At 46.7% G+C, this 17,546-nt stretch carries 14 protein-coding genes; 6 read left to right on the top strand and 8 right to left on the bottom strand.

Translation table 11 applies throughout. From position 1 onward, the window contains the following. Positions 1 to 149: 149 nt before the first annotated feature. Positions 150 to 704: a hypothetical protein gene (locus BLS69_RS20035; protein WP_256332364.1), complete on the top strand. Its 555-nt coding sequence runs from the start codon at positions 150 to 152 to the stop codon at positions 702 to 704. 47 nt (positions 705 to 751) lie between these two features. On the opposite strand, the gene BLS69_RS20040 is transcribed toward BLS69_RS20035, so the two are convergent. Continuing rightward, complete coding sequence (locus BLS69_RS20040; protein WP_091035448.1) at positions 752 to 1,612, bottom strand: GNAT family N-acetyltransferase; 861 nt, start codon at positions 1,610 to 1,612, stop codon at positions 752 to 754. Between the two features lie 268 nt (positions 1,613 to 1,880). Between BLS69_RS20040 and BLS69_RS20045 the strand changes: the two genes are divergently transcribed. Then, positions 1,881 to 2,474 carry a hypothetical protein gene (locus BLS69_RS20045; protein ID WP_091035450.1) on the top strand — a complete coding sequence of 198 codons (594 nt, stop codon included), beginning with the start codon at positions 1,881 to 1,883 and terminating at the stop codon, positions 2,472 to 2,474. Here BLS69_RS20045 and BLS69_RS20050 read toward each other — a convergent pair. After that, a complete protein-coding gene (locus BLS69_RS20050; protein WP_256332365.1) occupies positions 2,469 to 2,822 on the bottom strand; it encodes a winged helix-turn-helix transcriptional regulator in 354 nt (117 codons plus the stop codon). The two genes, BLS69_RS20045 and BLS69_RS20050, sit on opposite strands and share 6 nt — an antisense overlap. Before the next feature lie 153 nt (positions 2,823 to 2,975). Between BLS69_RS20050 and BLS69_RS20055 the strand changes: the two genes are divergently transcribed. Continuing rightward, positions 2,976 to 3,584, top strand: a complete 609-nt coding sequence (locus BLS69_RS20055) for a flavin reductase family protein (RefSeq protein WP_256332366.1) — start codon at positions 2,976 to 2,978, stop codon at positions 3,582 to 3,584. Positions 3,585 to 3,724: 140 nt separating this feature from the next. Here the strand turns inward: BLS69_RS20055 and BLS69_RS20060 are convergent, their stop codons facing one another. Beyond that, positions 3,725 to 5,593: an AbfB domain-containing protein gene (locus tag BLS69_RS20060; protein WP_091035453.1), complete on the bottom strand. Its 1,869-nt coding sequence runs from the start codon at positions 5,591 to 5,593 to the stop codon at positions 3,725 to 3,727. Positions 5,594 to 5,838: 245 nt separating this feature from the next. Here BLS69_RS20060 and BLS69_RS20065 point away from each other — a divergent pair, with 245 nt between their 5' ends. Then, on the top strand, positions 5,839 to 7,251 hold the full coding sequence (locus BLS69_RS20065; protein WP_176872888.1) for a DKNYY domain-containing protein: 1,413 nt from the start codon (positions 5,839 to 5,841) through the stop codon (positions 7,249 to 7,251). 79 nt (positions 7,252 to 7,330) lie between these two features. Here BLS69_RS20065 and BLS69_RS20070 read toward each other — a convergent pair whose 3' ends face one another. Both BLS69_RS20070 and BLS69_RS20075 read right to left on the bottom strand, forming a co-directional pair. Next, complete coding sequence (locus BLS69_RS20070; RefSeq protein ID WP_091035459.1) at positions 7,331 to 8,776, bottom strand: DEAD/DEAH box helicase; 1,446 nt, start codon at positions 8,774 to 8,776, stop codon at positions 7,331 to 7,333. Positions 8,777 to 9,007: 231 nt separating this feature from the next. Then, positions 9,008 to 9,364: a hypothetical protein gene (locus BLS69_RS20075; RefSeq protein WP_091035462.1), complete on the bottom strand. Its 357-nt coding sequence runs from the start codon at positions 9,362 to 9,364 to the stop codon at positions 9,008 to 9,010. Positions 9,365 to 9,794: 430 nt separating this feature from the next. On the opposite strand from BLS69_RS20075, the gene BLS69_RS20080 reads away from it, so the two are divergent. After that, positions 9,795 to 10,727 carry a macrolide 2'-phosphotransferase gene (locus tag BLS69_RS20080; RefSeq protein ID WP_091035466.1) on the top strand — a complete coding sequence of 311 codons (933 nt, stop codon included), beginning with the start codon at positions 9,795 to 9,797 and terminating at the stop codon, positions 10,725 to 10,727. A gap of 316 nt (positions 10,728 to 11,043) precedes the next feature. Here BLS69_RS20080 and BLS69_RS20085 read toward each other — a convergent pair whose 3' ends face one another. Next, positions 11,044 to 13,332, bottom strand: coding sequence for a 5'-nucleotidase C-terminal domain-containing protein (locus BLS69_RS20085; RefSeq protein ID WP_091035467.1), 2,289 nt, complete (start codon positions 13,330 to 13,332; stop codon positions 11,044 to 11,046). A gap of 260 nt (positions 13,333 to 13,592) precedes the next feature. Between BLS69_RS20085 and BLS69_RS20090 the strand changes: the two genes are divergently transcribed. Then, a complete protein-coding gene (locus tag BLS69_RS20090) occupies positions 13,593 to 14,555 on the top strand; it encodes an endo-1,4-beta-xylanase (RefSeq protein WP_091035470.1) in 963 nt (320 codons plus the stop codon). 137 nt (positions 14,556 to 14,692) lie between these two features. Here the strand turns inward: BLS69_RS20090 and BLS69_RS20095 are convergent, their stop codons facing one another. Together BLS69_RS20095 and BLS69_RS20100 are read right to left on the bottom strand one after the other, a co-directional pair. Further along, positions 14,693 to 15,853: an MFS transporter gene (locus BLS69_RS20095; protein WP_091035472.1), complete on the bottom strand. Its 1,161-nt coding sequence runs from the start codon at positions 15,851 to 15,853 to the stop codon at positions 14,693 to 14,695. A 310-nt stretch (positions 15,854 to 16,163) separates the two neighbouring features. Beyond that, complete coding sequence (locus tag BLS69_RS20100; RefSeq protein ID WP_091035475.1) at positions 16,164 to 17,504, bottom strand: glycoside hydrolase family 30 protein; 1,341 nt, start codon at positions 17,502 to 17,504, stop codon at positions 16,164 to 16,166. Positions 17,505 to 17,546 lie beyond the last annotated feature (42 nt).

Consider the following 17,546-nt stretch of genomic DNA (forward strand, 5'->3'; position numbering starts at 1 on the left):
TTTTTCCTGTAAGGATAAAAAATGGTTATTAAAGGTTTTTTACATATAAGAGGTTGTTAACTACGCGTACAATTCATTTGACGGTACAAGGTTATGGGGTGAGAGTTCTTGAAAATAACTCCTTAAATCATCTGGTAAGGTTGGTGAATATGAATAATATGAGTATAGAAGTGAAATTAACGAATAAAGACGAGGCGTATATGATTAAAAATATGTACCCGTTATACCTTCATGATCTATCCGGACATTATGGTCTGGGTGGAGAGCATACCCCGAACAAACATGGCATTTTCGAACCAAGTCCTGATTATAAAACGTTACAGGATCAGTATGATGTACAGAACATTTGGTGGGAAAAACCGGAGTGTCTTTATCCGTTCCTCATGATTGTGGATGGCATACCGGCAGGGTTTGCGTTCATAGCTACTCCGCCATATTGTTCACAAGGCACTGATTTCTTTGTACATGACTTCTTTCTGATGCAGCCGTTTCGAGGTGTAGGCGTTGCTGAACACGTGGCATCGACGATCTTCGGCATGTTTAGAGGAAACTGGGAGTTGTTCACCAATCCATCGGAGACAAATAAGATTGGCCAATCTTTCTGGCGGAAAACAGTGAATCATTATACCAAAGGTAACTATCGAGAAATGTACGGGCAAACGTTCGATGGCTATAAATTGATTTTTCAATTCTCCAATATATAAAGAGAGACCGTCTCCCTTTGAGGAAAACGATCTCTCTCCACTGCCTTTTATAAACTACCGTTGAAATAGTGATACTCAGAATTCACTTCAAAACCAACACTGCAGTACAGATTCAAAGCACGTTTGTTCTCGGTAACAACGGATAAGCGGATATCTGTGTAACTTTGTTTTCTTAGGAGATCAACCAGGATGCTAAGCGCAGTGCGCCCCAGTTTCTGTCCCTGATAAGCAGGAAAGATACAGAAATTATGAATAAATGCAGTCGTTGCATTAATGGAGTTGACCCGTACCAGCCCAACAGGCAGTTGATTCTGCCATGCAATATAGGTGACTCGGCTGGGTTCATTTGTTTGCATAAAGTACTCGCGTGTCCAGTCCTCCGAATCTCCAAAGGCTTGGGATGAGCAAGTGACCACAAACTCCATATCCTCGGCTTCTGCCACGGACAACGTTAGTTCAGGCGGCTCCACAACCGAAAGGACCTCATTCACAAGTTGCATCGAGTACTCCGCACGATCATAAATGGCTCCAAGGGATTGGGCAGTAAGAACACCCGGAGATAAACCCTGAGGAACGCGATAACTGAGTTGGTTGATTCCCTGTGGTTTCATGTCCAGGGTGGCCCTTTTCAGTAGGCTGCTGAACACACCTTGGCGACGATAATGCGGATGTACGATGGCGTTAATATTTCCGGTTACGACGTCAGAAGCATACCAACTGAGGAGTCCTGCCAATTCACCGTCGCGATAACAGAGGAGTGCATGGTCTCCGTCTTTTTTACTGATATGGTCAAGGTCTGCTTTCAGATGAATGGAATCGAGCTGTTTACATTGTTGTTCGAGTAAAATAATTGCTTCAATCTGTTCCTTGGAGTTATAGACCATGGGAACGACTTGATAAGTTGACATAGCTTTCACACCTTCAATGTTGAAGGAAACACGCAGTTATTGGACCCGCAGGCGCTATCCTTCGAGAGTTGGTCCAGTTGTAATTTTGATCATCATTATTATCTCCTCCAAATCACTTCCCGACGACTATAACACAATCTATGATGAAGATGACACCGAATGGATGTAATTCACTGGGTGTCTGTTCAGATGCGCCCAATAACTGGACATTATATCCTATTGAAGGGATAATTGAGAGTAATACTGACGAGAAAGGGAGGGATTAACCATGCGCAAGTTGGCATCTGTGATGGGGATACTATTTCTTTCCGCCGCCATGTTAATGGGATGTACATCATCTGAACCAGCGGAAAGCACGGAACCCGTCACTCCACCAGCAACGGAACAGCCAAGTGATACGGGGGACCAGAAGGCGACGGCGGAGGAGCAGCAACAAGCGCTCGAAATGTCGCTGGATTATAAGACAACAGAACTCACTGTGGATGGCAAGGACTATGATGATACATTAGAGATGGATGGGTTATTGGCCAAAGGAGAGACGATGAAGCCGTTCCTGACCTCCAGGAATTATGAGGCTTACATGGCTAATCGATATATTGTCTTGCCTCTTCAGGTTGCACACATCGAACAAGCGAAACTGCATCCTGAAAATATACAAACCAAGATCAAAGATAACAAGAGTGACTGGATTCTTGTGGAATACACGCTCGATCTGAAGTTTACAGACGAGAACGGCAAGGAGTTCAAGTCTATTCCGCTATCGGGCGATATCACCTTTTTGCAAGATCAGGGAGAATGGCGCATTCAGGATGATACGTACAATAGGGACGCATTCGCAGACATCATCAATAGTTCTCTATAGTTCATGAAGTGTCTGTGAATCTGGCACGTTATGCACACCCCATTTGCAGATCTCCTCTAGAATGGGCATCAGACTCTTGCCTCGGGGTGTTAAGGAATACTCCACTTTGGGCGGAGTCTGATCATACTCCACTCGTTTTATCACACCTTCACGTTCCAAATCGTTCAGTTGAGAGGTTAACACCTTGTACGTAATCCCGGGGACACGCCGTTTGAGTTCGCCGTAGCGTGTGACCCCATGGAAGGCAAGTTGATACATGATCTTCATCTTCCACTTCCCGCCGATAATGGATAGGGTGTAGTCGAATGGAGTTAGTGTTTCCATTGGGATTGTGCTCGGATTATCCATCACGAATAAGCTCCTTTAGGCAGGTACGCACTTCAAAGTGCGTACTTTTTTTGTGGTGAACAAGTGTATATTCTTATACCAACTATATGTTTCCCATGGGGCTTTGTAAACCGAAGGAGCTTCTGTTGGGATGGGGAAAAGGAGCGAATGTAATTGGCAAGAAACAATGTATTTGAGTTTGCAGCAGATGATATCACCATCGATGAAATGTATAAATTGATGATTGGTTCCGTGGTGCCACGGCCTATTGCCTGGGTTTCTACGAGAAGCAAGGACGGTGCTCTTAATCTGGCGCCCTTTAGTTTTTTTACCGTTGCTTCGCGCAATCCACCAACCCTGCTCATATCTGTTGGACCCGGTGTAGGTGAGAGGCAAGGTACCGTGAAGGATACGCTCCTCAATATTCGGGAGACGGGAGAGTTTGTGATCAATGTAGTTCCCGCTGTACTTGCAGCGTCCATGCAGCGTTCGTCAGCAGATGTAGCATCGGACGAAGATGAATTTGAACTGGCAGGCGTTACTCCGAAAGCGGGCATACGTGTAGATGTACCTTCCGTGCTCGAATCTCCGATTGCTTTTGAACTTACACTGGATCGGATTATTGCGGTGGGTACAGATCATCTGGTTCTTGGAAAAGTAGAGCACGTACGGGTGGATGCAGAGGCATATGCCGGTCATTATAAAATAGCGATAGAGAGCTGGCAGCCATTAGCCAGTCTGGCTGGCGATTACGCTCTAATGAAACCTGCATTTTCAGTCTGAGATGGGGTTACGTGATCTATATCTGAAATGGTGAAGCAGAAAGAACCGCTTCTTCAGTTTGTGACTCCTGAAAAAACGGTTCTTCCTCGAGATATTAATTGTAGATGTGGGTGGTTAATCCTCATCTCCAATTCATTGGCTTAGAAATTGGTTCGCCCAAACGTGGCATCACTCTTCACCGTTGAGCTGCTGGATGCATTGATGGCATCGAGTTGTAACACGTAGTCATAATGCCGGATGTAATATCCGGGCTGACTGTACGATTGAAGGGATACTTTGGTGCTGTCAGCCCAACCAGGGCTGCTTAGGAACGTAGCATCTCCTTTATAGGCAGCGGTGTCGGCGTAGGCTTCAAGTACAATTTTGTTGCTGGCATTACGCTTCAGAAAGTAGCCTGGGAAGTTAATGGACTCCAGTGAAATTCCTGTGGAGCTGGCAAGACCCGGTACGACGCGGAACTGTGAATCCAGAACAGGGGAGACGTTGGCATCCATGCGAGCGGTGTAATTGGCATGGCGGATGTATTGATCCGGATAGTTGTGTGAACTGAACCGGCTGTAACCTGTGGCTTCCGGTGTTGCAGGGCCCAACATTTTGACCTCGTGCAGAGTTGGGGTATACCAGTTCCCCGGATTATTCCACAAGACGGCGTTCACCATATTGATCCGTACATAACGGGCGGTGAAGTGCACGGCGTCCGTGGTGAAACCATAGGTCAGATTGTTGGTGCGATCCAAGGTGGAGTAATTAACACCATCGTTGCTAATCTCAATTTTGTATTTGTAGTACCCTTCAGAACCTTTATACATAAACCAGGAGGTGTCGATCTCGGTGATCGTCTTGGGTGCGCCGAAGTCCACTTGCCACCAGGCAGGCCAGCTATTGGAGGAAGCCACCCATGAAGTCTGGTAGTTACCATCATTAACGTTGGATGCAGACGAGCCGGAGGCTGTGGAGATGGCGGTAGCTGTTTTGCCTTGTGCATGGTTGACGAGAGCAGGTGGTGTTACTGCACCCGTTACTGCATCGATATTCCATGTTGTATACCACTCCAGTGATGCTGTTCCGTTCGAATCATTCAAGGTTAGCGGCAGCCAGATATGTTTGTGCTCTCCGAGGTTCATCGGATTCCAGCGATCCCCCATGTAGACGTAGGATGTGGTATTGCTGCCTGTAATCGTGGCAATATCATGAATCTGCGAACCAAAGGCAGATGGATTGCCATATGGCGTAAGCGCAGTCCATGGACCCGTCATGGAAGTGGCTGTAGCGTAAGCACCCTGATTCGGATACCAGCCAGCCGCTTGGGAGGTGAAGAGGTAGTAACGGTTTCCTTTTTTCACAACGGCAGGTGCTTCACGATAGGCGTTCTCGAACAGCCAGCCTTCGAAGGATTGTATTCCGGTGTAACTTGCATTCATTTTAAAAATAGCCATCGTATCATTGGCACCGCCATTTTTGCGTGAAGCAGTAACCAGATAACCTGTGCCATCTGTATCAACAAAGACGGTCATGTCACGGGATTCATAATTCAGCGGGCGGAAGCTGCCCTCATAGGTGAATTTGCCATTCGGGGTATTGCTTGTTGCGACTGCTACACGCCCGAGGTTGTAGTCTGTACCGTTCTCATAGTGTGCCCAGAGCACATACTGATTGGTGGAGGCGTTATAGATGACTTTGGGGCGTTCGATTTTACTGGAGGCCAACTCAGTTGCCGAATCTTTCGTCAGAATGGCGTTGCTGAAAGTCCAGTTCTTCAGATCGGTGGAGGTGTACACGTTCACACTGTCGAACCTGCCACCCACCGCATGTTCACCGTACAGATAATACGTCGAGCCTACCTGCAGAATGTTGCCGCTGTTCGCATGGATGGGGTTGCCTGCGGTGTCGAGCCAATCGGTACCATTGGTTATCGTGACACTTGCTGCGCTTGTTCGTTCAGGATGAAGTCCAAACAGGGTGAACGTGAGTGCAAAGACCAGAAACCAGACGGCTTTCCTGTTACCCATTACATACACCTCCCGAAAGATATCAGATAAAATGTAGCGCTTTCATTTATATTGTAGTTCGGCTAGACTCTTTTTCAAGTGAACAATCCATCCATTGCTGAACAAACCTTCATTTCATCGTGGCTGAGCGGTGAGAGCAGAGGAAATGTTGCTAAATATCTAGTACGATGATGTAGAGCGGATCAGGTACACACGTTAAAATAAAGCTAGACTGAATTCACATCATGGTTGGAGGGTGGACCGTCATGAACAAGTTTATTGTAGATGAGGACCTTCAGGTGAAATTGCATAATGACGAGGATGGAAAGAACACTCCGATTAAGGGAGGCATTACTGCTCAGGATTTTGAAGTCATCTCTACGCATCAAAAGGGATGGTTGACCTTCGCCTACCTGCGCGATCGTCAGGGAATATGGTGGTTCAATGCCCGCAAGAATAAGGCGAGTTTGTTCAGTCGGGATACGGAAGCTTTTCGTGTGATCGATGAAGATTACTGCTGCGACTCTCAGTATGTCTATCTGGAAGATCAGGCCGTGCCTGACTCCGATCCTAACAGCTTTCGGCTGTTGCCGGATACGCCCTACTTTGCGCAGGACCAACGTTATTTATATGTGAAGAGTAGCCAGCATTTTCATCTTTTTGAGGATATCGATACAAATGCTGTGATTGCTCATCACGATTATTGTACCGACAAAGACCACCTGTTCCATCTGTCCAGCTCTCTTCGCTATGCGAATGGGGACAAGGATGAGGTGAGAGAATGGTTGCGTGAGCATCATTCCGACGTACCTGGCTGGTGGAATGATCAATATGCACACAGTGCAGAGGGCGCTACGCAGATCACAGGGAATTGGGTTGAGACTGCGTCGTCTATTTTTTATAAAACAGAATGGGGCGGTACGTATCGTCGAGAAGCGAAAACGGTATTCAACCTTGTCCGTGGAGCGGACAGATCTACCTTTGAACCACTGGATGAGCACTTTGCACGGGACCAGGAACGGGTTTATTTTCAGTGGCGTACTGTACAAGGAGCAGACCCGGATACGTTTCAGCCACTAGGTGGCCCTTTTGGACGTGACCGCAATCATGTGTATTACAACGGATATCGTGTCGATGAGGCAGATGCTCGGGAGTTTGAAGTGTTTGCCGGGACAGAGCATCTCGGACTTTCCAAGGATCAGCACCATGTGTATCGTGCCGAGGTTGTTCGGACAAGTCAGCCTTTTGGTCATCCAGACGATGTGCTTCAGATGATCAAGGGGGCGGATGCAGCAACGTTTGAGTTAATAACACCTTCGGGCAGTTGGGCGGTGGATGCCGATCGTGTGTATCTGTGGGGTAAACCGAATAAACATATCGATCGAGCCAGCTTTACACATCTATTCGATGCCGATCCCCAGAGTTGGGCCACGGATCAGAATGGTCTATATAATGCCAATGGCAACCGTACGGTAAAGGGTGTCAATGGAAGTACATTTGTCATGCTGAATCCATATTGGGGCAAAGACGACCGTGTAGTGTTCAGCTTTGTGACGGGTGGGGTTTATAAGTCGGGAGATGCAGCGACGTTTCAAGTTACGGATGATACAGGGGGCGCCGAAGATGCGCTATTTAGGTATACGGTAGAAGGCGGTACAGTGCGGAAAAAGAAGAGGTAATGAAAACAGGGATGGCAGACTTAGAAAAGAGTCCACTATCCCTGTTTGAATTTCTATTTATTTGACCGTGTTTACCAAACTATTTATGACCTTTGCGAACCTTGAGCTGCATCTTTTTGATCGTTGTATTCTGCATGAGCTCTAATACGAGTGGGCCTTTGCCGTTCAGAATCTCTACATCCGTCACATTATCCAGAATCGTAATGATCCCGATGTCGTCTGCAGTAACCCCTTCAAGCTTGGCGATGGTACCTACAAAGTCTACGGCGCGAAGTTTCTTCTTCTTGCCTCCGTTGAAGTTCAGCTTCATGATCTGTTGGTTCAGCTGTTCACGCTTGTCCTTTTTACGTTCAGGAACGATCTTCAATCGCTTCTCAAAATCTTCTCTGCGGCGATCTACAGCTTCCTCGGAAGGTGCTTTCACGACAGGGATTTCGAATCCAATATAGGATTCAATCTCCGCCAGACGTCTGCCATCTTTCGGTGTAATCAACGTAATGGCTTTACCTGTTTTGCCTGCGCGCCCCGTACGGCCTGTACGGTGAACATATCCCTCTTTTTCCAAAGGAATATCGTAGTTGATGACATGAGTAATATTTGTGATATCAATACCACGTGCAGCTACATCTGTCGCGATCAGATAACGGAATTGTCCCCGTCGGAATGCGTTCATCACTTCAATCCGCTCATCCTGCTCCATACCACCATGGATACGATCTGCTGGATAGTCAAGGTCAGCCATGACACGGAACAGTTTGTCCACATTTTCCTGCGTACGGCAGAACACAATGCAGCTATCCGGATTTTCCACAATGAACAAGTCCTGAAGCAGCGCGGTTTTGTTCACCTCTGGAACGTGAATCACGGCATGTTCGATGGTGGCTGTTGTCAGTCCACTTGCCTTGATCTCAATCTCCACCGGTTTGTTCATGTATTTGCGTGACAGCTTGGCTACATCTTCAGGGAACGTAGCGGAGAACAACATCGTTACTCGCTCCTGCGGCAGTTTCTGAATGATGGACTGTACCGTCTCAATAAAGCCCATATTCAACATCTCATCAGCCTCGTCAATAACGAGATAGGCGATCCGTTCGAGTGGCAGCGTGCCGCGTTCGATATGATCCAGTACCCGACCTGGTGTACCAACAGCCACGTGTGTTCTTTGTTTTAACTCTGCTTTTTGGATATGAAAAGGGGACTGTCCGTATAGTGCGGTTGCTTTAATACGCTTAAAGCGGCCGATATTCGTAATATCTTCGTTAACCTGCAAAGCCAGTTCCCGGGTTGGGGTAAGAATCAAAGCCTGTGGCTTATTCTCATTCCAATCCACAAGCTCACAGAGCGGAATGCCGTAGGCGGCTGTTTTACCACTGCCTGTCTGTGATTTGACCACAAGATCCTGATTCTCAAGTGCTACCGGAATAACTTTAGTTTGAACCTCGGTTGGTGTCTCATAGCCCAGACTGTCCAGTGCTTTTACGATCTCTTCACCAAGTCCATAATCTTTAAATTGTTGCTCGCTCATCGTTTACCTCTTTTGCGTTAGTTTTGAATACTCTACATACAAGCATTGCACCGTACATTTATCGTATACCTCTTCATTATACTCTATATGCAGGCAGGCTAACGGAGTAAATGCTTTAAGTGTGTAAATTGTTTTCATGATTTCTGATTTGAGGGAGCAACGTTTGTTGCTATTCGTATGTGTATCATAACGTTCCACGTGAAACGAAATGTATCGGTAGTTTGCTTGGTGTTAGTGAATGACCATTTTTACAGCCTTGGTTTGGGGAGGGTAAGATTGAGCAATAATTCCATTGACCCACACTTCTGCACTTCGACCAACCATTGTTTCATCCAAAGAGACGGCGACAATCTCTCCTCCAACGATGAGTTCGGCGTCCTTGCTGAGCGAGACCCAAATCGGTCCTGAATCAACACCGCCATCTTCTTTATTGTCGATGAGTACCTGACCTCTTTCTTCCTCAAAATCCGTAATAATTCCTCGTACATGTGGCTTCTCTTTCCCTTGTTCCTCGGATTGCTCTGCGCATCCGAGCGTTAGCAGAAGCAAGATCACTGGTAATAAGGATAACCTTCGTACAATGGACATTGGGGTGCTCACCTCGCATCCTTTTTAATCAATCTATAACTATGGACGTTACCTGAGAGAATGAAGTTCCTGTACATCAATAAAAAAACGAAAATCAGTCGATTCAGTCTGGTGCTAGAAATTGGAATATGTTAGCATATAGTTATCTTACTGAACGGAGGGATACGTGTGGTAAATTTTTTTCGATTGAGATAGTAGCGGAACGTTTGCTTGCGCTTGCTGTTTCACTGCCTGTGTGCAGATCATCGGGAGAAGTTTGCCTGTTTACACGTATGCCGTTATTTGTAGTGGACACTCTTGCATAAGAGTGGTTCTTTGATGTACCACTATGGGGATGCGCAAAAATAGGTATAGCCCTATTCCGAGATCGAAAGCACAGGCATGAATGTCTGTGTTTTTTATTTTTCCAAGGAAAAGGGGAGGTTTGGATATGACAAAGTCAAATGAACAAGTGGATTTCACACAGGATATATGGTTGCTGGCTGAACAAAATGGGCTTCAAATCCGCAAGGAATCAATGGAAATCAATGAGTCCGGGATGGACTTCCGTGTAGCCTTCGCCACTGATATAAGTGGACAAAAGTGGGTTCTGCGTCAGCCGCGGCGTGAAGACGTATGGGGGCGTGCCGAGAATGAACGTAGAGTACTGGACGTTGTCCGGGGGAGTGTTCCGGCACAGGTACCGGACTGGCGAATCTGCACGCCCGAACTTATCGCTTATCCACTATTGGATGGCGACCCGATTGCAGTGGTAGATCCTGCTGGCGCAGGATATGCGTGGCGTTTCCCGCAGGAGACCTTGTCTGACGAGTTCCTGGATTCACTGGCTGCTACACTTGCCGCATTGCACAACATTGATCCTGAGGAGGCGGCCAGGGGCGGAGTTCGGATCAAGACGCCTATGGAAGCTCGCAAAGAGTTTGCGGCAAATATAGAGGAGATTAAAAAGAATTTTACGGTACCGGACCAACTGGCGGAACGCTGGACGGTGTGGCTGTCTGTGGGTAGCTATTGGCCGAAGCACTCGACGTTTAATCACGGGGATCTGCACCCACCGCATATCATTGTCGATGATACACAGCGGGTAACCGGACTCATCGACTGGACGGAAGCGGAGATCGCTGATCCGGGTAAGGATTTTGTAATCCTTTATGGACTTTTCCAAGATGATGGACTACGCGATCTGCTGAAGCGATACGAGAAGGCAGGGGGAAGGACATGGCCTCAGATGTTTGAACATATTCGGGAACAATGGGCTGCTTACCCGGCACTGGTTGCCAAATTTGCTCTAACCACAGGGGAAGAGTCGACGATGGAAATGGCGAGAGGCATGCTGGCAAACTGGGATGTGAAGAGAGGTTGAGCTTAAAGGTATATATAATTCGTTCACTCGCTACGGCACATACTATATTGTCGATGATGACTACGTACTTGCTGCCTATGAGGGTGAATCGGAGGAATTACGTGACTTTACGGAACAAACGAATGGAATACAGCTGGATTCTTTTATAGATAAAATCAAGAACCTGCCACAAGGCTAAATGACTTTTTCCCATAGAGCAGTTACAGCGATAATCCTAACGGTTTGTTAACCTAGCAAAAGGCGATCCTCACCATGATATTCATGGGAGAATCGCCCTTTTTTCTTTTTCGTTAAGCGTGGTGCGTCACGATTGTACTTATTTCAAGATACTCACATATCTCCCGTATACAAATGCTACACGTCCATCCAACTTCACTTTTACCCAACCATACTTGTCTGTACTAATTACCTCAAGCAGGGTACCTTTCGGTACGGCAGCAACGACCTTGGCTTTGGATGAAGCGCCAGCGCGTACGTTCAGGTAAGCCGCAGTAACCTTGGCTTGTTTGCCTTTGATGACGGTATCCGGTTTACCAGTGCTTGGTGTTGATGGTTTAACAGGTTTCGACGTGCCTGGAGTCGGTGTTGGTTTTGGTACTGTTGGTGTCGTAGGCTTCTCAGGAGTAGTTTCTCCCTCGCCATTGCCTGCCGCTTTGCGAGCTTTGTTCAGCTGTTGATAGAACGCTCCCTTGGTTTTCACGCCTGCGAATTGTGCCGCACTCACATCTGCTTTGGCAGATAGCGTATCAATCTCTTCCTGAGTCACCGTATCCAAAATGTTAATGGAGGCAATGTTGGTGTACTTGCCATCTTCTGTTGTTGGCACAGACATGATGCCATCGTTAATTAACTCCACCACATCTGCACGCTCCGGTGCAGTCAGGTCTACGCCAGTGATTTTCCAGTTGTGTTGAATCTTCGGTTCGTAGACACCTTTCATGACATCTTTCAGATAGGCGATGGACAGGTTGCGAATTGTGCCTTGAATCTCACCAAATGCCGAAGCATCCTTGGAGGACCAGAGCTGCTTGAACTTGCGCCCTTCCATGGCTCCGCCTTTGGCAATCAGCGCTTCCATTCGATAGGCGTTCATGCCAAGTTTCAACGTATCGTCTTCTTTTACTGTCGTACCGTTGCTGTACTTGAGATTTGTAATCCGACTGCCGTATGGTTTGGTCAGGTCAATCTCATACGTTACGCCGCCGAAGAAATCATCGGTGCTGTATTTGGAAGCACGTCGTTTCGGATCAAAACTGATGGTCACATCACCCGGGCGTGTGGAGTTGAAGTACCCCGCAGACCACTCCATGTAATCCTTCAGATCACGTCCGGTCACTTCATACACGGTTACTTCACCAAAGGTGTATTGGTAGTTGAAAGCAATATCCTTTTTCTTAATCGGGCCTATATCCAGCTTGGCCTTGTCGTTATCAATCTGGTGCGCGACCACATCGGCATCGCTGTAGTGCAACATCACTTCGGTGAAAAAGTCAGACAAAGGTGTTTCCTGGATCTGCACCGCAGGGATACCCTTAATCTCATCAGCAGGCACCAGGTTCGTTCCTTTCAGTTCAGCCACTTCAATATTGGCATCGGCACGAGCGAACTCGTGGAATGGGTGCAAAGTCTCTTCCAGCGCAGGATCGGAGACTTCATATGTTCCGTCGGCTGCTTTTACAGCGAGAGCTTGAGCTTCCTTGCTTTTCAGCACAACTTTGTCGCCGTCTTTTTCAAATGTCAGATCGATTCGTGAAATATGTGAGCCATATTTATTCGGTTCGGAGATCAATACGCCGTTAACCGTTTGGGATTCAATCAAGGTATGCATGTGTCCGGCAAAAATGGCAGCCAGCTCCGGGTTGGCGTTGGCGATATCCGTCACTCCGGTGCCCGGATTTCCGTTCTCGTTATCCAATCCCATATGCATGAGTCCAACCATGACATCGACTTTGCCTTTCAACTCAGCAATGGCCTTCTTGGTTTCTTCCACAGGATCTTTGACGATGATACCGTCCAGGTGATCCGTCCCTTTTTCAAACTCGGTAATCATAGGTGTGTTCATTCCAATGACACCCACTTTGATTCCGTCTTTCTCGATAATCGTATAGGCAGGCATGTAGCGGTCGCCGTTTTCTTTGAAAATGTTACCCACGAGAGGCTGTCCATTGAATTGGGAAGAGATCTTCTCCAGTACGTCCAGTCCAAAGTTAAACTCATGGTTACCCATGACCCATGCGTCATATTTCATCTCGTTCATTGCAACCATCATGGGAGATTGAGGTTGATCATTGAACAACTCAGCCGAGTTATCCTGAATCATGTCTCCTGCGTCCAGCAGGATTGTATTGGGATTCTCCGCACGGACTTTCTTCACAATCGTGTAGAGCTGTGTCATGCTACCAGTTGGATTTGGACCGTCCAGAGCATAGTCCCACGGCATGAATCGACCATGTATATCCGATGTACCCAGCAACGTGATCTTGGTTTCCTTGTCTGCCTCAGCAGCCTGAACCGGAGTGGAAGCAAAAGGGGCGAACAAAATGGAGGCACATAAGAGGAATGATAGGGGCCATCCGGCGAAACGTTTTGTTGAAATTTTGCGCATGTTGTAATCTCCCTTGTTATCTAGTGTATGTAAAGATATGTATCATTTTATACTAGATAAACATGTGGTGAATGTAAACTCCAATGTAAGAGTTATGTTGGATTTAAGAGAATGAATATATAAATAGCTTCAGAAAAATCACTAAATTCTATTTTTTTACAATAAAATACTATAATTTGACAGGTGTTAAAAACCGAAATTATCCAGTAAAATGATGTTTGTAAACGCTTAACAAAAAATGAATCTAAGGAGGAAAATCATTGATTAAGTCTAAGTGGTTTAAAACAGTCGGCTCACTGGCATTGGTAGGGATTCTCGCTGCTTCTGTTGCGGTTGGTAGTGTGAGTGCTGGTTTGGCGAAAGGTAGCAAATTTCTGGGCAATATTATTGCCAACCAGGTTCCTTCGAATTTTAGCCCATATTGGAATCAGGTAACTCCGGAGAACTCTACCAAGTGGGATGCTGTTGAAGGCACACGCAACGTAATGAATTGGGGCCAGGCGGACATGGCCTACAACTATGCTAACAACAACGGATTCCCGTTCAAATTCCATACGCTCGTATGGGGAAATCAACAGCCAAATTGGATTAACAGTCTCTCAGCTGCAGATCAGAAGGCTGAAGTGACACAATGGATTAAAGCCGCAGGACAGCGGTATTCGAAGTCTGCCTTTGTTGATGTGGTAAATGAACCTCTGCATGCGAAACCATCCTATCGCAATGCCATTGGTGGAGATGGGGCAACGGGTTGGGATTGGGTTATCTGGTCATTCCAACAGGCGAGACAAGCCTTCCCTAACTCCAAATTGTTAATTAATGAATATGGTATTATCGGTGATCCTGCTAAAGCGGACCAATATATCCAGATTATCAACCTTTTGAAAAACAGAGGTCTAGTTGATGGTATTGGAATCCAAGCGCATTACTTCAATATGGACAACGTTTCTGTGAGCACGATGAACACGGTATTGAACAAGCTTGCAGCGACAGGGTTGCCAATCTATGTATCCGAGCTGGATATGACAGGTGACGATAATACACAATTGCAGCGTTATCAACAAAAGTTCCCTGTGCTTTGGAAGCATTCTGCCGTTAAAGGTGTAACACTGTGGGGTTACAACCAGAACCAAACATGGGTGAACGGTTCACATCTGGTTAATAGCAACGGTACAGAACGTCCGGCTATGCAATGGCTGAGAAATTACCTGGCGAACAATCCATAAGTTTGCGTATTGATGAGTCTGAGCATCTCTTGCAGATCCGGTAATCATATAACACCAAATAGCGCCTGTTCTACATGTTAAGCATGGGAATATGGCGCTATTTGTGTTAATGCTTTGTCTCAACAGTGTTCGGCAATTCATGGTGCAGGGAAGCATTTAATTTTAATCCAAACCAATACAAAAGCGATCAGTGCAAAGATCATTCCGCTCCAGATCAGTTGATGTATTCCCAGATTTGCGATGAACCAGCCGCCGATGGCAGTACCCAGGGTAATACCAAGGTTAGAAAAGGATACATACAAACTGTTGCCGAATTCAGGCGCATCCTGCGCTTCAGCGGTTAACCAGGTTTGGCTAACAATCAATCCTCCTGAATGCACGGATGCCCAGAGGATGACTACAATAACCATCCATATGAAGTGATGACCGGCCCAATAGACGAGTGCGTAAGCTGCTACATACAGCAGGGGGAACATGAGGACAGTTCGGACCACGCTCTTACGCAGAAACTGTCCAAACCCCAAATTTCCGATAATCATGACGACACCAAAGACGGTCAGCATGACACTGATCCATGATCCGCTCATTTGAGTGACTTGCCCAAGATACTCGGCGAAATAGCTGTATACAGAGAACATGGCGGCGAATATAAAAATGACTGCGGCAACATTCAGCCATAACCCGGGTTTGCGCAGAATACCAAGCTGCTTACCATAGGACATCTTTTCCTTCACGGGCATTGAGGGTAACCAGATCCAAATTCCGATAAAGGCGACCACACTGACCATCGCTCCAAACAGAAAGGCGACTTCGAGAGATAGGCGTTCAGCAAGATACGATGTCAGCGGCACGCCAAAGGCAAAGCCCGCGGTAACTCCGGTGAATACTTTGGCGACAGCCTGGCTGCTTTTCTCTGCCGGAACGAGTTGGGCACTGGTGACCAGGGCTACGGAAAAGAAGACGGGATGGAATAACGCGGGAATGATACGGAAGATAAGCATGGTATCAAATGTTGTGGCGTAGGCATAGACGATGTTCGAAATGGCAAACATCAGCACAGCGGTTAAAAGGATGATTTTGCGATTAATTCCGGACGCCAGCAAGGTGAGAAAGGGACCCGCAATGGCTACGACCAGCGCAAATATACTGACCAGCCATCCTGCCTGTGCAGCCGAGATACCGAATTTATGCGCAACCTGAGGCAGTACCCCCACAATTCCCATTTCTGTTGTAATGATCCCGAATACACCGAGTGCCAGAATCAGGATAAGGAGCGGGTTGACCTGTTGTGATTTCATGTAAAGCGTACCTCCAATTAATTTAAATATACAGAAAAGTAGATATAATATTCTAAAATGGGACTGCCTTTCCTCCTATAATAGGATGGACATGAGAGTAAGTTCTCTGGATTACATTATATCTAGATTTATAGATTTGTAAATATAAAAGGTGAAACGTCATATCTTTAAGTCGTCTTCGGCTTGTGTTCTACAGGAGTAATCATGGTGACAGTAGGCATGGTCTGGTCCATGAAAAATAGCGCCGGCTCAAGGAATTCCTGAGCCCAACGCTATTGATGTCCGCATTTTTAACGATGTGTTGGATCAATTATTTCGGTTGGATAACCATGCTGTTGAACGAATCTGCCTCCAGCTCAATGTGAAGGGTGTGTCCTTCTTCAAGGGTTAGATACAGGTCACGACGGTCCTGGAATGGATTGTTGATGACAATGACTAGACTGTTATCCGGGTTGCGGAAAGCAACGGATTTCCCGCTCCACGCGCCTGACAGACCGACTCTTCGAGCACCAGGAACAATATGATGAGCGAAGTGTTTCATCACATAATACTCGGGGTTCCGAGTAACCTCCTTATTGTCCGGATCTATCGTAATCATGGAGTTCTGCTCCCAGCCCCATGTGCTGCGGCCTTTGGGTTCCAGAACCATGTTCCAGTAGATGTACGCGTTCACTCCGTTGCTGAAGTAGTGCTGGTAGAGGTTATATACATATTTGGCGTAGTTCCATGAGTTGTTGCCATCACCGCATTCGTTCTCGGTTTGCATATACCGCAGCTCCGGATAACTCGCCGAGGTACGTTGAATGGCATTTTTGCCTGCCCATTGATACCCAACACCTTTGATATAGGAATAGGCCTTTGGATCACTCAGGACAAGCCCGGCGTACTCGTCGAAGTCGTTTGTTTTTTTCTTGATTAACTCCTCCCATGGATCAGGGGCGTTGATCGTTCCCAGCCAGATTTCCGTATCCAGACCGTGTTGGTCAAAAGCCGGGCCCAGATAATCGGCGATAAACTCACGAAGCTGCTCGCCTGTCCACATGCAAGAAGGGAATTTCTGATCTGCAATCACTTCGTTCTGCACATGCACCTGATGGATGGTAATGCCTGCTTCACGGTAGGCCTGTACAAATTTTACGAAGTACAGGGCGTAGGCCTCCAGAATATCTTTCTCCCAACGAAGCGTGCCATAGTTATAGGCTTTTGGCGATTTCATCCACGTTGGTGGACTCCATGGGGAGGCGAAGAATTGCAGGTTCGGGTTATAAGTCAGAGCTTCCTTAATGTAAGGAATCAGATATTTGAAATCACGTTTGATTGAAAAATGTTCCATGGCCACGTCTCCGTCCACCTCGTTGTGGCTGTACCACTGCTCTGCATAGTCACTTGCGCCGATCGGCAGGCGACAGATGTTAAACTTGTGCTCACCCTCCGGATGGAAGAGGGAATGGAATACCTCATGGCGCTGCTCCTCATTTAAGTGGGACAGAGCCATATAACCAAGCTCGTTGAAACAGCCACCAAACCCTTCCACAAGCTGGTGATCTTCACCCGTGAGTTTTAAGTTAGCGCTTTCATTTGTCGATACATAAGATAACTCTTTCCATGAGTTACCTTGGGTTGTTGAATAACCAGTGAATGTGAATGTCATATGAATTTCCCCCTCGCTTGAACTTCAGCTGTCCTATATATT

This window comes from Paenibacillus sp. CF095 (assembly GCF_900101225.1).
Lineage (GTDB): Bacteria > Bacillota > Bacilli > Paenibacillales > Paenibacillaceae > Paenibacillus.

What these genes read in the sequence shown, in the direction of transcription:
- BLS69_RS20060 (WP_091035453.1), bottom strand. Translation starts at nt 5,593, where the DNA reads ATGGGTAACAGGAAAGCCGTCTGGTTTCTGGTCTTTGCACTCACGTTC.
- BLS69_RS20085 (WP_091035467.1), bottom strand. Translation starts at nt 13,332, where the DNA reads ATGCGCAAAATTTCAACAAAACGTTTCGCCGGATGGCCCCTATCATTC.
- BLS69_RS20035 (WP_256332364.1), top strand. Translation starts at nt 150, where the DNA reads ATGAATAATATGAGTATAGAAGTGAAATTAACGAATAAAGACGAGGCG.
- BLS69_RS20065 (WP_176872888.1), top strand. Translation starts at nt 5,839, where the DNA reads ATGAACAAGTTTATTGTAGATGAGGACCTTCAGGTGAAATTGCATAAT.
- BLS69_RS20075 (WP_091035462.1), bottom strand. Translation starts at nt 9,364, where the DNA reads ATGTCCATTGTACGAAGGTTATCCTTATTACCAGTGATCTTGCTTCTG.
- BLS69_RS20080 (WP_091035466.1), top strand. Translation starts at nt 9,795, where the DNA reads ATGACAAAGTCAAATGAACAAGTGGATTTCACACAGGATATATGGTTG.
- BLS69_RS20050 (WP_256332365.1), bottom strand. Translation starts at nt 2,822, where the DNA reads ATGGATAATCCGAGCACAATCCCAATGGAAACACTAACTCCATTCGAC.
- BLS69_RS20070 (WP_091035459.1), bottom strand. Translation starts at nt 8,776, where the DNA reads ATGAGCGAGCAACAATTTAAAGATTATGGACTTGGTGAAGAGATCGTA.
- BLS69_RS20045 (WP_091035450.1), top strand. Translation starts at nt 1,881, where the DNA reads ATGCGCAAGTTGGCATCTGTGATGGGGATACTATTTCTTTCCGCCGCC.
- BLS69_RS20100 (WP_091035475.1), bottom strand. Translation starts at nt 17,504, where the DNA reads ATGACATTCACATTCACTGGTTATTCAACAACCCAAGGTAACTCATGG.
- BLS69_RS20095 (WP_091035472.1), bottom strand. Translation starts at nt 15,853, where the DNA reads ATGAAATCACAACAGGTCAACCCGCTCCTTATCCTGATTCTGGCACTC.
- BLS69_RS20040 (WP_091035448.1), bottom strand. Translation starts at nt 1,612, where the DNA reads ATGTCAACTTATCAAGTCGTTCCCATGGTCTATAACTCCAAGGAACAG.